Source organism: Nonomuraea rubra (assembly GCF_014207985.1).
GTDB classification, from domain to species: domain Bacteria; phylum Actinomycetota; class Actinomycetes; order Streptosporangiales; family Streptosporangiaceae; genus Nonomuraea; species Nonomuraea rubra.
The window spans coordinates 5,338,280-5,352,664 of the sequence record NZ_JACHMI010000001.1; the positions used below are offsets into that span (position 1 = coordinate 5,338,280).

Sequence of the window (14,385 nt, forward strand, 5' to 3'; positions counted from 1 at the left end):
GGTGATTGAGTACCCCTTACTCATGTTCACCCCCGATCCGGCTGCCTATCGTGAAGGAAGGGCAGCCGATCTCCAGGGAGCAACCCGTGATGGAAGCCGTCGCCGAGCTGGCGATGACCGGTGCCGCGACCGTGGTCGCCGCCATGGCCACCGACGCGTGGCAGAGCGCCAGGACGAGGGCGGCAGCCCTGCTCGGCCGAGGTGACGAGGAGCAGCGCGAGCTGGCGGAGACCCGGCTCGAACGCGCCGCGGCCGAGGTGGAGGCGGCCGACCCGGGCGATCGGGACGAGGTCCGGCGGCGGATCGCCGCCGCCTGGCAGGTACGGCTGATGGACCTGGTCGAGGCGCATCCGGAAACAGAGGCGGAGCTGCGCCGGGTGATCGAGGAGCTGAGCGGACGGTTGCCGGCCGCGCAGCAGAGCTGGGTGCAGCACATCACCGCGGAGGGACAGGGATCGGTCGCCCAAGGGGTGATGTTCGGCAACATCATCAACCACCGGGCAGCTCCGGAGTGAGCAAGCAGTTCGTCACCGTGACCGCGGGTGTGGGCTACGGCGTCATCGGCGCCGACCTGCATGTCTTCGGCGACGGCAGCCCGCTGTACCTGCTGGAGAACTGGCGTCCACCGGCCCGGGTGGACTCGGCCGCGCTGCGCGAGCAGCCGAGCCGGATGCTCAACGCCCGCCACGCCGTCGTGGACTTCACGGGCCGCGAGGAGGAGCGGCGGCAGCTGCTCGAGTGGCGCGACAGCACGCCGAAGCTGAGCGTCAGGTGGCTGCACGGCCCGGGAGGGCAGGGCAAGTCACGGCTGGCCGCCAGGCTGGCGGAGGACTCGCTGGCGCAGGGGTGGAAGGTCGTCGCCGCCTTGCACGGGCCCGGCACCGTCCTGCCCGCGGACCGGCAGGAGGACCTGAGCCTCACCGGCGCCACCGGCCTGCTGCTCGTCGTCGATTACGCCGACCAGTGGCCGCTGACCCATCTGACCTGGCTCTTCAGCAACGCGCTGCTGCACAGGCCGGGGGTGCGGACCAGGGTGCTGCTGGTGGCGCGGACGCTGGACGCCTGGCCTGCGGTCCGCGCGACGCTGGCCACGCACCTGGCCACCACCTCGGCGCAGGCGCTGCCCGCTCTGGAAGGCGGCGGCGAGCGCGAGGAGATGTTCCGCGCCGCCCGTGACAGCTTCGCCAGGCACTACACCCTGACAGACCCGGAGGCCGTCCGGGTGCCCTGGCTGGGCGCGCCGGACCTGGGCCTGACCCTGGGCGTGCACATGGCGGCGCTGGTGGCCGTCGACGCCCTGGCGACGGGCGTACGGCCGCCGCGGCCGACCGACCTCGCGGCGCTCGCCGCCTACCTGCTCGACCGGGAGCACCTGCACTGGGCACGGCTGCACAGCGAGGAGGCGCACCGGCTCTCTCCCGCGGGCCGCACGTTCACCACGACTCCGCAGGCAATGCATTACGCCGTGTTCCTCGCCGCCCTCACGGGCTCCGTCGACCGTGGGACCGGGCGGGCGTTGCTCCAGGACCCGCCGGTGGAGCTGGACGCGGAGCGGACGCTCGCCGATCACGCCCACTGCTACCCGCCCGAGCGGCCCGGATCGGTGCTCGAACCGCTCTACCCCGACCGGCTGGCCGAGGACTTCCTGGCGCTCACCATCTCCGGGCACCACGTCGACTACCCGGCCCGGTCGTGGGCCGCCCCGGCCACCGCCACGCTCGTGCACCGGCCGGGGGAGTGGGCCGACGATCGGCGGTTGCTGCCTCCGCGGGAGCAGGCGCCGCCGTGGACGCCGCGGGCGGTCACCTTCCTGGCCTCCGCGGCCGCCCGCTGGCCGCATGTGGGGCCGAACTGCCTGTTCCCGCTGCTGCGCGAGGATCCCTTCCTGGCGCTGGACGCGGGCAACGCCGCACTGGTCGCCCTCGCCGGGTCGGCCGACTTCGGCCTGCTGGAGTCGCTGGCCAAGCGCCTTCCGGCGGAGCAGAACGCCGACCTCGACGTGGGGGCCGCGGCGGTGGTCAAGCGGGTGACGGACGAGCGGCTGGCCGTCGTCGACGACCCGGGGCTGCGGGCGGAGTTCCTGACGTACCTCGCCCAGCGGTTGTCGTACGCCGGCCGTACCGGAGAAGCCCTGGAACCCATCAGGGAGGCGCTGGAGATCCACCGGCGGCCGGTGGCCGAGGGGTCGCGAGCGGAGCTGCCCAGGCTCGCCGGGACGCTGGACCTGCTGGGAGTCGCGCTGGAGGCGCTGGGCGAGCCGGAGCAGGCGCTGGCCTGCACGGCCGAGGCGGTGGAGATCTACCGCGAGGCGGCCGAGGCGGCGGAGCCCGGGCACCTGCCCGCGTTCGCCGTCGCCCTGCACAACGCGGCCAGGCTCCACCTGGCGCTGGGCGACCCGCACCGTGCCTTCGAGCACGCGGAGGAAGCGCTCACCCTGGACATCCGGCTGGCCGGCGAGCATCCGGACGAGTACGCGGCGAGCGTCGCCGCGTCCCTGTCGATGGTGGCGACGACGTTGTCGGCCCTGGGCCGCAACGAGGAGGCGCTGCGGCTCGTGGAGCAGGCGGAGCAGATCCTCACCGCCCTGGCCGAGGCGGACCCCGCCACGCACCTGCCCGAGCTGGCCGACGTGCGGAACAACAGGGGCGTCATCCTCTCGCAGCTGGGCCGGAGGACCGACGCGGTGACCCCCGTGATCGAGGCGGTCGCAGCGGAACGGCGGCTGGCGGAGGCCAACCCCGACGTCCACCTGCCCGGGCTGGCCCTCGCGCTCAACAACCTCGGCACCCGCCATGCGCAACTGGGCGAGTTCGCCGAGGCGCTGGCGGCGGCGGAGGAGTCGGTGCGCATCCACACCCGGCTGGCCGCCGCCAACCCCGCGGCGCACCGCGCGGGCCTGGCCATGTCGCTGCACAACCTCAGCAGTACGCAGATGATCCTCGGGATGGCGCAGCAGGACCAGGAACGCCTGCGCCTGGGCATCGACAACGAGCAGCGGGCCCTGGAGATCCAGCGCGAGCTGGCGGACGCCAACCCGGCCAGGCACGGCGAGGACCTGGCCGGCCAGCTGATGGCCTTCGGCCTCAAGCTCTCCCAGATCGGGCGGCACGCCGAAGGGCTGGGGCCGACCGAGGAAGCGGTGATGCTCTTCCGCGCCCTGGCGATGGACGACCCGCACGCCCACGGAGGGAGCCTGGCGCTCGCGCTGCACACGTTCGCCATGGTGCGTGCCGGTGCCGCCACCGACCTGGAGCGGGCGCGGGCCGCCTTCGACGCGGCGTTCGGCATCTGGCGTGACCTGGAGGAGCGGGAGCCGGGGACGTACCTGGCCCACCTGGCGAGCGGGCTGCTCGGCTTCGCGGGGACCCGCGCCACCAGCGGGGTCACGACCGAGGAGGCGCTGGCGGCGGTCGAGGAGGCCATCCAGATCTACGACCAGGTCCTGGAGGCGATGCCGGACGACCACATGCAGGCGATCGTCCGATGGGGTGCCTACCACCTGCTGGCCGAGCTGCTGGCGGAGGCGGGCCACGGTGAGGAGGCGGCGGACCTGCGGGCCCGGCTGGCCGAGGAGGAGGCACGTGCGGCCGAGCCTTGATCGATAGCATGGTGAGGTGACGCCTACGGATGCCATGCCGGTCCTGCCGGTCGGTACGCTCTTCGGGGTCCCCGCCGGCCACGACCTGTCCGGGAGCGGGTTCGTGGTGATGGGGGTGCCGTTCGACATGGGCTATCACCCCACGCGGATCGGCGCGCGTTCCGGGCCCGCGCACGTGCGTGCGCACTCCGCCCTCGTCGCCGAGCACCTCGACGGGTTCGGGGTGAACGTCCTCACGGAGCTGGGCGTGATCGACGTGGGGGACGTCGAGGTGCTGCCGGGCGACGTCGAGCAGAGCTTCCCGGCGATCCGGGCGGCGGTGTCGAGGATCCTCGCGGCGGGTGCGGTGCCGCTGACGTTCGGTGGTGACGGCGCGGTGACGCTTCCCCAGCTCCGCGCCGTCAAGGAGCATCGCGGCGACTTCGCCGTCCTGCACTTCGACGCGCACACCGACGCGTACGAGGGCATCTATCCGTACGAGTACAACAACGCCAACACCTTCGTCCACGCCGTCACCGAGGGACTGATCGACCCCGCCGGGTCCCTGCACGTGGGGATGCGGGACACCGGCTACCGGGGTCATCCCGGGATCGTGGGCGTGGCCCGCGACCTCGGCTACGAGGTCGTCACGATGAACGAGCTGACGGCCATGGGCGTGCCCGCGCTCGTCGAGCGGATCCGTGCCCGGTTCGCCGGGGTCCCGGTCTACCTGTGCTGGGACATGGACGTCTTCGACCCTTCTGTGGCGCCCGGGGTGGTCACGCCGTCCTGGGGCGGGATCACGGTGCGCGAGGGGCTGAGCATCCTGCGGGGGCTGCGGGGCCTGGACTTCGTCGCCTTCGACGTCAACACGGTGAGCCCGCCTCACGACCATGCCGGGCTGACCGGCAGCCTGGCGGCGCAGGTGGCGATGGAGTGCGTGTTCCTGCGTGCCGAATCCGGGCGCTGACCGGCCCTTCCCTGAACGTCCGGAAGATCTCGCTCGACCATGTCGAAGATGCGGGCGGCGCTCCGACCACAGGGTGCAAGGACCCAGGAAGGGTCCCCACCGGAGGAGCACCGACCATGCGGAAGATCATCCACTTCGTCCACGTCTCGCTGGACGGCTACATCGAGGGCCCGAACGGCGAGTTCGACTGGCCCGTCATGGGAGAGGAGCTGTCGGCCTACTCCTTCAGCCTGATGGAGCGGGCCGACACCTTCCTGTACGGCCGTCCGGTCTGGGAGATGATGGCCGGCTACTGGCCCGACGTCGAGGCCATCTCCGACCACCCCCACGACCTGAAGTTCGCTCCCATCTGGCGCAGCTCCCCCAAGATCGTGGTCTCCCGGACGCTGACCGAGCCCGGCCACGGCGCACGGGTCATCAACGGCACGAACCTCGTCGAGCAGATCACCGCGCTCAAGTCCGAGCCCGGCAAGGATCTGATCTTGATGGGCGGCGCGACCTTGGCCGCCGAGCTCACCGCCCACGGCCTGATCGACGAACACCAGGTCGTCGTGCACCCGGTTCTCCTCGGCGGCGGCAAGCCCCTGTTCCCCGCATCCAAGCAGCGGCTCGGCCTCCAGCTCGTCGATTCGCGTACCTTCGACGCCCAGAACGTCCTGCTGTGCCACCGGCCCGCCTCCCGGTGACGGCCGCACCGAACATCCGCACAAAGTGACCATCGGCGGCCAGACAGGTTTCCAACTGGCCGCTGCCGTGGATGTGGCTGGCAGGTGGAGCGCCATCAAACCGAGGAGAAACCGCGCATCACGCGTCGCCTCAAGATCCCAGCCGACGCGACATACACGGTGCCGGCGAGCTCGCCACCTTCGACGCCCTCGACGGTGACGGACTCGTGGTGGCGTGCGAGTTCGGCGTCAGGCAGCTTCGTGACCAGGGCCGGCCGGACCGCTGATCACCAGCGCGTGGCGTCAGAGGGTGAGCAGGCGAAGGTCGGTGATCTCCCGGGCTGTGGTGGCCGCCTCCATGCTGGACAAGGGGTCGGACTCGGCCAGGGTGCCGAACGACAGCCGGGTGAGCTCTTCGATGCGCCGGATCGGGACCTGGTAGGTCTTGTAGGCGCCGTAGGAGAACTCCCCTGGCACGGCCTCCAAACCGTCGATGAGGTGGTCCTGGCTGAGCAGGTAGCCGGTGGCCGACAGGGCGCCGTTCTGTTTGACCATCGCCACGACCTTCCAGTACTGGCGGGGCAGCAGGACACCGCGGTAGGGGTCGTCGTCGGCCGCCAGGACCGGGCCGGTGAAGACGGTGGCCTTCAGGTCGCGGGTGTCGGCGTTCTCCAGGATGTAGTCCTCCAGGCCGGCCCAGGTCGTCTGGTTCTGGTTGAAGTCCTTGTGCTGCGGGCTGCAGTTGGTGAAGTGGAAGGTGTCGTCGTTGCCGGATTTGGCCACCGCGTGGCTGGCTCCCCACGCGGGGTCCAGGCGGCGGACCAGGTGGCCGCGGTCCAGGGGGTTGTCGCGGTAGACCTCCTCGCCGGTCTGCTCGGTGTGGGGGAGGCGGGGGTCGTGAATCCAGCGGTCGGGGTCCCGGCGGATGCGCAGGCTGGTTCCGCCGTCGATGTTGACCGCGGTGAAGAAGGCCAGCCGCCGTTGCCGGTTCATCACCACGCTGAAGTGGTGGTAGTCCAGCACGTACGCCGGTCCGCCGGCGGCGTGCCGGTTGATCGCCGCCAGCGGGACGAGCTCGGGATGCAGGGCGGGCAGCGGCACCCGGTGCGCGCCCGGCAGGAAGTCCGGGTCGTAGCCGCGGCGGGTGGCATAGTCCGGATCGATCTGGATCGCTTCCGGCGCCGCCGCGGCGGGGCCGGTCGCACCGTCCGGCCAGCGGAGCCGGATGTCGAAGGGGGGAGTCAGAGTGAGCGTCATCGGCGCCTGCTCCACCGGCTCGGCCTGCCCGGTGAGCGACTGCCCGGTGAGCGACTGGCCCGTGAGCGACTGGCTGGTCAGCGACTGGCCATCAGGAGCGGGCGGAAGGCTGACGCGTTCGACGAACAACCGGTCGAGCACCGCCTGCTGGGCCGGCGGGAACGGCCGGCCGTGCAGGAAGGCCAGCAGCTTGCTGACCCGGATCCCCTCGTTGATGAAGCCGCCGTACTCGTCGTGCTCGGGCGCGCGGACGCCCGCGTGGTGCAGGGCCACGATCTCCCACTGGTCGTTGAAGACGGGGGAGCCGGACGAGCCGGGCTCGGTGTCGGTCTGGTAGTGCAGGAACGACTCCAGGATGTCGACGATCCGGTTCTCCCGGAGGGCGACCTGCTTCTTCGCCCCGCCCGGATGCTGGATGATCGTGACGAAGTCGCCGATGATGACCTTGCCCTCGGACGCCACCAGCGGATTGAACCCGAACCGGGCCAGCTCGCCCGGGGCGGCCCGCACCGCCACCAGCGCGAAGTCCAGGTCCCGGTCGGCGAAGAAGAACCGGCCCGGATCCAGGGAGAACCCCTGCAGCGGCAGCGGCCGCCCGTCGACCCCGTCCTGGTAGTCGAACTCGACGCTGCTGCGGCCGGCCGTGCCGGCATCGCCGAGCACGTGGTGGTTGGTGAGCAGCAGGTCCGGCGAGACCAGCGATCCGGTGCCGTAGCCGGCCAGCCGCCCGCGGGCGTCACGCACGACCACCCGCCCGACCGCTCGTGCCGCCACCGCCCCGCCTTCCAGGTAGCCGACGGGGAGCAGGTCATCGGTCTGGATGATCCGCTCCAGCACCGCCGCCGCCGCTGTGACGGCCGCCGGGTCCGCGGCGGTCATCGCGGCGGGGTCGACCGGAGGGAGGTCCCGATAGTGGTGGCTGAGCCGGTCGATGCGGGTGGCCACCCGTACGGGTTCGTCGGCCCTGGCGATCCCGCCCGGCTCGGCGAGCAGCGAGATCGTCCGCCGGCGCTGCTCGCTTCTGGCGGTCACCCGCGCCGCCACCTCTTCCCGCAGCCCCGCGGGCGCTTCTTCGACCGTGACCATGCCCTGTCCCCATCCCCCGATGTCCTGGCAAAGGGGCGTATTCCCCTGACGGGAAGCAGGTAAGTCCCGCTAGACCCCTCCTGACCTGCATATTTGTGGAAATTTCCCGAGGGTGTGACCCGGGTGAGCCTGCGGAGCCCACCCGGGTCCGGGGATCCCGGCTCGGCCAGGGTCAGGTGAGCTGGATGTAGTCGAGCTCGGCGTACCCGGTGCCACCCGAGAAGTACGGCGAGCCCTTGGCCAGGCGGATCACGTTGTAGCCCGCGCGGAGCGTCACGGTGGTGCTGACCGTGGCGCCGAACTGGCCCCACCCGGCGGTCGGCGGGTAGCTGACCGTGCCCCAGGCGCCGCCGTTGTAGGCCAGGCCCTGCGTGGCGGTCGCGCCGGTGCCGTTGGCGTAGCCGATCGTCATCGTGTACGCGCGGGCCGCCGGCACGTTGACCACGAAGTCCACGTAGCTGTCGGTACGCGGGGTGCCGGAGTTGTCGATGCGGCCGACGTACCCGCCGCCGGACGCGCTGGAAGCGGTCAGCCGCTGGGCCCGGAACACCGAGGCGTTCTCGGCCTCGTAACGCTGCTGGTAGGCGGGAACGCCAGAAACGGGCTCGACGACGAGCTGGTACGCGCTGGTGGCGCTCATGTTCGGCACGGAGACGCTGAGCTGGCCGCCCGAGACGGTGCGGGTGGTGGTGGAGACGGTGGTGGGGGCGGTCACGGCGGTGAAGCGCCCGCTGGAGGGGGTGGACAGGAGGGTGACGCGGACGCTGGAGCCCAGCGCGCCGAGGCCGGTCAGGTTGACCGTGTTGGTGCCCGCCTCGTCACCGAACACGACGTTGACGATCCTGCGGGTGGGGTCATAGGAGGCGAAGCCGTCCAGGCCGGTCTGGGCGCCCGGCGTCGTGGTGACCATGTTGCCGGCCATGTCGCCGTACCACTTGTACAGCCACCACGTGCCGGTCGGCTGGTTGTTGTTGACGACCAGGCCGTTCATGGTGCCGTACTCGTACCAGAAGGCGCGGTGCGCGGACTCGACGCCGCCGCGCTCGAACTTGGCGACGTAGCTGGCCACCCGGCCGGGCACGTCCACCTCGGCGGGGGCGGCGTACTCGTTGATCGAGATGCGGCGCGGGCTGATGCCCAGCGACGCCTCCAGGTTGCGGTAGTCGGCCAGGTCGGCGGCGATCCTGGCGGGGTTCTGCAGCTCGTGCCAGCAGATGATGTCGGGCAGCGTGCCGGTGTCGCGGGCGCGGATGAGGAACGCCTGCATCCAGGAGCGGTTGTAGACGGCGGTGCTCGGGCCGACGATCGGCGTCTGCGGGTCGAGGGCGCGGACGGCCCGGTACGTACGCACCCAGCCGTCGTTGAAGTTGCCCGCGGCGGCGGTGTTCCAGGTGTAGTCGGGCTCGTTCCACAGCTCCCAGCCGATCACGTTGGTGACCGTGGTGGCGTTGAGCCTGGCCCTGACCATGGTGTCGACCTTGGCCAGCCAGTCGTCCCAGCTCACCCACCGGTAGGGGAAGTCGGGGTAGATGTCGGGCATCCGGATGAACTGGCCGGCTCCGACGCGGGTGGCCTGCGGGGCGACCAGCAGGGAGTCGCCGCCGGGAGGCTGGCCGTTGGGGCGCTGGCCGACGCCGGGTGCCGGCTGCGTCAGCGAGTTCGGCTTGATCGGCAGCAGGGTGGAGTCGGCCGGGCGGGAGTTCTCCGCCAGCCCGTACAGGCCGCCGGAGGCGGCGTGCGTGACGGGGCGGAACGGCTGGGCGACGTTGACGGTCAGGGTGGCGCCTGCCGCGGCGGCGGGGGACGCGGCGACGGTCACGGAGGCAGTGGCGGTTGTGAGCGCTAACAGCAGCGCTCGGACGCGTGGACGCATGTCACTCTCCTTCTGGGTGGGGGGTGGAGACGGGCAGCCAGACCCGCATGCCCGTCGGGCCCCGCTGCGCCCAGGAGCGGTAGGGGCGCAGCGGGAGGTCGATCCATCCGGCGTCCCCGGCGGGGTCCGCCCGATGGGTGAGGTAGGGCCAGGCCCTGCCGGGGTGGGCGGGGAGCAGGGCGCGGGCGAGAGCCCCGTCGTCACCTGTCTTGAGCCCGGCGCGGGTGTCGATCACGAGGGCGTCGAGCGCGGCGGGGCCGGGCAGGTCGCGCGATTCGGCGCAGAGCACCTCGGGGCCGCGCTCGACGGCGACGCAGCCGCGTACCGCGTCGATGCGCGGGTCGGGCCAGGTGAAGCGGGGCTCGACCGGCAGGTCGAGCGTGATGACCTCACCCGCGCGGAAGGCCCGGCGGATCCCGGCCAGGCCCGGGGCGACCTCGCGGGTGCGGCCCTCGTCGGTCAGGGTGGCTCCCGCGGCCCAGGCGGGGACGCGCAGGGTGAGCGTCCAGGGCGCGGTGGCGTCGGCGGTGATCCGCACGCGGACGGTCCCGGTCCGCGGGTAGCCGGTCTCGACCTCCACGGCGGCCCGCCGGCCGTCCGGCAGCTCGGCGCCGATCGCGCAGGGGGCGTACTGGTGGAGCTGCAGGCCGTCGTCGTCGCTGGTGGCGAGGTAGCCGTGCAGGGAGGCCAGGGTGCGGGCGACGTTGGTGGGGCAGCAGGAGACGTCGAACCAGGCGGCGCGGGTGCCGCCCTCGGCGCGCGGGCTCACCTCGTCCGGATCGGCGGCTCTGCCGGGCGTGCGCTGGTGGAGGGGGTTGGCGTAGAAGAAGGCGCGGCCGTCGGGGCTCGGCGAGGCGGCGACGACGTTGTAGAGCGTGCGCTCGATCAGGTCGGCGTAACGCGCGTCGCCGGTGGCCAGCAGCAGCCGCCAGGACACCATGATCGAGGCGACGCCGGCGCAGGTCTCGCAGTAGGCGCGGTCCGGCGGCAGCTCCCAGTCCTCGCCGAAGCCCTCGTCCTGGTGGCGCGAGCCCATCCCGCCGGTGATGTACGTACGGCGCGCCACCGAGCGCTCCCACTGCCGTTCCACCGCGTGCAGCAGCTCGTCGTCGCCGCGCTCGACCGCCACGTCCACGGCTGCCGCGGTGAGGTAGAGGGCGCGGACGGCATGGCCCCGCCACACCCGCGCCTCCCTGATGGGCAGGTCGTCCTGGAAGTAGGCGCGGCCGAGCGGGATGTCGCGCAGCGTCCCGTGGCCGCGCCGGTCGAGGAACAGGCGGGCCTGCTCGACGTAGCGCTCCTCGCCGAGAGCGCGGCCGAACTCGGCCAGGCCGACCTCGATCTCGGGGTGGCCGCAGATGCCGGCCCGCCCGCCGGGGCCGAAGGTGCGGCAGACGTGGTCGGCGGCCCGGCGCGCGAGGCGTACGAGGTCGTCCTCGCCGTGCGTGCGCAGCCGGGCGACGGCGGCCTGCAGCAGGTGGCCGGTGTTGTAGAGCTCGTGGCCGCCTTCGAGGTCGCTGTAGCGGGGCGGCTGGTCGCCGTGGCCGAAGCAGGTGTTGAGGTAGCCGTCCGGGTCCTGGGCGCGGGCGACGCGGGCGGTGAGCCGCTTGAACGCGGCCTCGGCCTCCTGATCGCCCGTCCGGGCGGTCTCCCAGGCGAGGGCCTCCATCAGCTTGTAGACCTCGGAGTCGGAGAACGGCCAGCCGGGCCGGTCGGGGCTGGTGGTCCCGTCCGCCACCCGGTCGAAGTTGGCCAGCCAGCCGAGGCGCTCCATCCACGACTCGCAGTGGGCGAGCGTGGCCGACGCATTCACGGCCTGCCTCTCGTGCCAGAAGCCGCCGGTGAGGGAGACCTGGGCGAGCCCGAGCGGGCGCACCCGGCCGTGGGAGGGCAGCACGGGGCTGCTCATAGGGCGAGAACCTTTCTTGTCAGTCCTTCACGGCGCCCGCGGTGACCCCGGCGGCGATGTAGCGCTGGGCGAGGATCAGCAGGAAGGCCGCGGGGATGGACGCGATCACGGCGGTCGCCATGATCGAGTTCCATTGGGTGGTGTTGTTGCCGATGTAGCGGAAGATGCCGAGCGTGATGGGGATGACGTCGCTGTTGCGGTTGAGCGTGGAGGCGAAGATGAAGTCCGACCACGCCCACAGGAACGTGAACAGCGACACGGTGATCACCGAGTTGCGGCTCAGCGGCAGGATGATCGAGCGGAACGTCCGCCACGTCGTCGCCCCGTCGATCTGCGCCGCCGACAGCAGCTCGCCCGGGATGCCCGCCATGAACGCCCGGAACAGCAGCACCCCGAACGGCACGGCGAGCGTCGAGTCGGCCACGATGAGCCCGGGAACGGTGTTGAGCAGGCCCAGCCTGATGTAGATCGCGTAGAAGCCCATGGCCATGACGACCGCGGGGATCATCTGCGCGACCAGCAGCAGGAAGTCGATCGCCCGGCCGCCGCGCGGCCGCAGCTTGGCCAGCGCGTACCCGGCGGGCAGCGACACCGCCAGCGTGAGCACGACCGTGCCGAGCCCGATGAACAGGCTGGTGGCCAGGGCCGGCAGTTGCTGGCCGAACGCCGCGGCGTACCCCTCGAACGTGGGGTTCCAGGGGAACCAGTGGGGCGGGTCGGCCCGCATGTCGCTCGTCCTCGTGAGCGAGACGTTGACCATCCAGTAGACCGGGAAGAGCATCACCGCCACCAGGACGATGCCGAGCGCGGTCTTCCACCAGGTCCTCATGTCCGCTCCTCCCCGCGCTGCAGGCGCACGTGCACGAGCCCGGCGGCGAAGGCGATGAGGATGAGCAGGTTGCCGACCGCCGCCGCGGGGGAGAAGTCGGGCTGCCCGGTGCCGAACGCCTCCCGGTAGGACCAGATCGCCAGGGTCGTGGAGGCGTCGGCCGGGCCGCCCCTGGTCATGATCCAGATGATGTCGACGACCTTGAGCGTGTAGATCAGGCCGAGCAGCAGCGTGATCGCCGACACCGGCCGCAGCAGCGGGAACGTGATGCGCCAGAACCGCTGCCAGCCGTTGGCGCCGTCCAGCCCGGCGGCCTCGTACAGGGTGGCCGGGATGTTCTGCAGCCCGGCGTACAGGATGACCAGGTTGAACGGGACGCCGAGCCAGATGTTGGCGATCGTGACCGCCAGCAGCGAGGTGTCCGGCGAGGTCAGCCAGTTGATCTGGCCGATCCCGAACGCCTGCAGGGCCGCGTTGACGATCCCGTTGTCGCTGTTGAGCATCCACGACCAGGTCGAGGCCGAGACGATCAGCGGCAGCAGCCACGGCACCAGGAACATCGCGCGCAGCACCGCCGACAGCCGGAAACTGCGATGGAAGAAGACCGCCAGGGCCAGGCCGAGCGCGTACTGCACGGCGATGGAGCCCAGGGTGAACAGCGCCGTGTTGCCCAGCGCGTGCAGGAACGCGTCGTCGGACAGGATCGTGGCGTAGTTCTCCAGGCCGGTGAACTCCGGGTTGCCCTGGATGAAGGCGCGGGGCGTGTAGTCGTGCAGGCTGAGCTCGATGTTGCGGTAGAGCGGATAGGCGTAGAACAGCAGCAGGTAGACGATCAGCGGCGCCAGGAAGGCCAGCGTCGTCCACCGGAGGGGCCGCCGCGCCGCCCGGTGCGCGGGGCGCGAGAGCGCCCCGGCCGTGCGAATCGAAGCCATGAAGAGTCCGATCAGTCGCCGATGGCCTGCTGGGCCTGCGCCTGGGCGTCCTTGAGCGCGTCGGCCGGGCTCGCCGCGCCGCTCAGCGCCTTCTGCACGCCGGTCCACAGGGCCTCGGAGATCTTCGGGTACTTGGTGCCGAGGTTGTCGCTGGTACGGCCCTTGGCCGACTGGACGGCCGCCACCCACGGCTTCAGGTCCGGCTCCTTGGCCAGGATGGCCTGCTGGCCGTCGGCGGTGGAGGGGATGTAGTACGCGAAGGTCGTGCCGGTCTCGACCAGGCCCTCGGGCGTGGTCATGCACTCGAGGATCTTCTTGGTGACGTCGTACCGCTTGGTGTCCTTCTGCACCGGGACGGTGATGAACTCGCCGCCCGTGGGCGTGGCGGCGGTCCCGCCGTCCTTGCCGGGGATCTGCACGATGCCGGTCGGGAAGTCCGCCTTGGCGGCGCTGTTGATCTGCCAGGTGCCGTTCTCGGCGAAGGCGAAGTCGCCGGTCAGGAACTCCTCCCAGGTGGTGTTCTGGGAGTTGCTGATCACCGAGTTCGGTGCGAGGCCGTCCTTGAGCCAGGAGCTCCACAGCTGCAGGGCCTCGACGGCCTGGGGCGAGTCGAGCTGGGTGAGCTGCGCGCCGGCGCCCCAGAACCAGGGCAGGAACTGGAACGAGCCCTCCTCGGTGCCGATCGCGGCGAACGTGATCGGCTTCTTGCCCGCGGCCTTGACCTTCTTCAGCGCCGCGTTCAGCGACGCCCAGTCCTTGATCGTCGCGGGATCCACGCCGGCGTCGTCGAGGATCTTCTTGTTGTAGTACAGCGCCAGGGTGTTGGCGCCGATGGGGATGCCGTACGTCTTGCCGTCCAGCTCGCCGGCGGCGATGAGGTTCTTGTCGAACCGGTTCACCTCAAGGCCGAAGTCGGACATCGCGGTCAGCATGCCGGCGTCCGCCAGGGTCGAGACGGCCGGGTTGTCGAGGAGGATGACGTCGGGGGCGTTGCCCTCCTGGCCGGCCAGCAGGGCCTGATTGGTCAGGGCGGTGGTGTCGTAGGCGGTGCGCTCGATGGTGACGCCGGCCTGCTGCCCGCAGGCGCCGACCCGCTTGGCCCACGCGGAGCTCGCGTCGTGCTGCGGGTACGGGTCCCACCAGGTGTACGCGCCGCCCTTGGCCTCGGCGGTGGTGTCGCCACCCTGCGGCGGCGCGGAGGCGCAGGCGGCCAGGGCCAGAACGGCGGCGCCGATCACGGCGGCCTTCGCGGACGTACGGTTCATCCGATTTCTCCATTGTTAGCGC

Annotated in this window: 10 protein-coding genes; 4 read left to right on the forward strand and 6 right to left on the reverse strand. The window is 71.6% G+C overall.

What is annotated here, in order from left to right; genetic code table 11:
• Positions 1-86 precede the first annotated feature (86 nt).
• The 4 genes from HD593_RS24325 (at position 87) to HD593_RS24340 (ending at position 5,233) form a co-directional block, all read left to right on the forward strand.
• Entirely contained in the window at positions 87-515 is a 429-nt protein-coding gene (locus HD593_RS24325) for a hypothetical protein (protein ID WP_185104418.1), read from the forward strand.
• Positions 512-3,598: a tetratricopeptide repeat protein gene (locus HD593_RS24330; protein WP_185104419.1), complete on the forward strand. Its 3,087-nt coding sequence runs from the start codon at positions 512-514 to the stop codon at positions 3,596-3,598. The genes HD593_RS24325 and HD593_RS24330 overlap by 4 nt, the downstream gene beginning before the upstream one ends.
• 16 nt (positions 3,599-3,614) lie before the next feature.
• The gene (locus HD593_RS24335) at positions 3,615-4,547 is read left to right on the forward strand and encodes an arginase family protein (protein ID WP_221524927.1); all 933 of its coding nucleotides are present in this window, start codon (positions 3,615-3,617) and stop codon (positions 4,545-4,547) included.
• Positions 4,548-4,663: 116 nt separating this feature from the next.
• Complete coding sequence (locus HD593_RS24340; protein ID WP_185104420.1) at positions 4,664-5,233, forward strand: dihydrofolate reductase family protein; 570 nt, start codon at positions 4,664-4,666, stop codon at positions 5,231-5,233.
• 282 nt (positions 5,234-5,515) lie between these two features.
• On the opposite strand, the gene HD593_RS24345 is transcribed toward HD593_RS24340, so the two are convergent.
• The 6 genes from HD593_RS24345 to HD593_RS24370 all read right to left on the reverse strand — a co-directional run bounded on the left by HD593_RS24345 (position 5,516) and on the right by HD593_RS24370 (position 14,363).
• Positions 5,516-7,555 (reverse strand): DNA/RNA non-specific endonuclease, encoded by a 2,040-nt coding sequence (locus HD593_RS24345; protein ID WP_185104421.1) that lies wholly within the window; start codon positions 7,553-7,555, stop codon positions 5,516-5,518.
• Positions 7,556-7,727: 172 nt separating this feature from the next.
• Positions 7,728-9,428: a carbohydrate-binding protein gene (locus HD593_RS24350; protein ID WP_185104422.1), complete on the reverse strand. Its 1,701-nt coding sequence runs from the start codon at positions 9,426-9,428 to the stop codon at positions 7,728-7,730.
• Between the two features lies 1 nt (position 9,429).
• A complete protein-coding gene (locus tag HD593_RS24355) occupies positions 9,430-11,337 on the reverse strand; it encodes a glycoside hydrolase family 127 protein (RefSeq protein ID WP_185104423.1) in 1,908 nt (635 codons plus the stop codon).
• A gap of 19 nt (positions 11,338-11,356) precedes the next feature.
• A complete protein-coding gene (locus HD593_RS24360; protein WP_185104424.1) occupies positions 11,357-12,166 on the reverse strand; it encodes a carbohydrate ABC transporter permease in 810 nt (269 codons plus the stop codon).
• Positions 12,163-13,098, reverse strand: a complete 936-nt coding sequence (locus HD593_RS24365; RefSeq protein ID WP_185104425.1) for a carbohydrate ABC transporter permease — start codon at positions 13,096-13,098, stop codon at positions 12,163-12,165. The genes HD593_RS24360 and HD593_RS24365 overlap by 4 nt, the downstream gene beginning before the upstream one ends.
• An 11-nt stretch (positions 13,099-13,109) precedes the next feature.
• Positions 13,110-14,363, reverse strand: coding sequence for a sugar ABC transporter substrate-binding protein (locus HD593_RS24370; RefSeq protein WP_185104426.1), 1,254 nt, complete (start codon positions 14,361-14,363; stop codon positions 13,110-13,112).
• Positions 14,364-14,385: the final 22 nt, after the last annotated feature.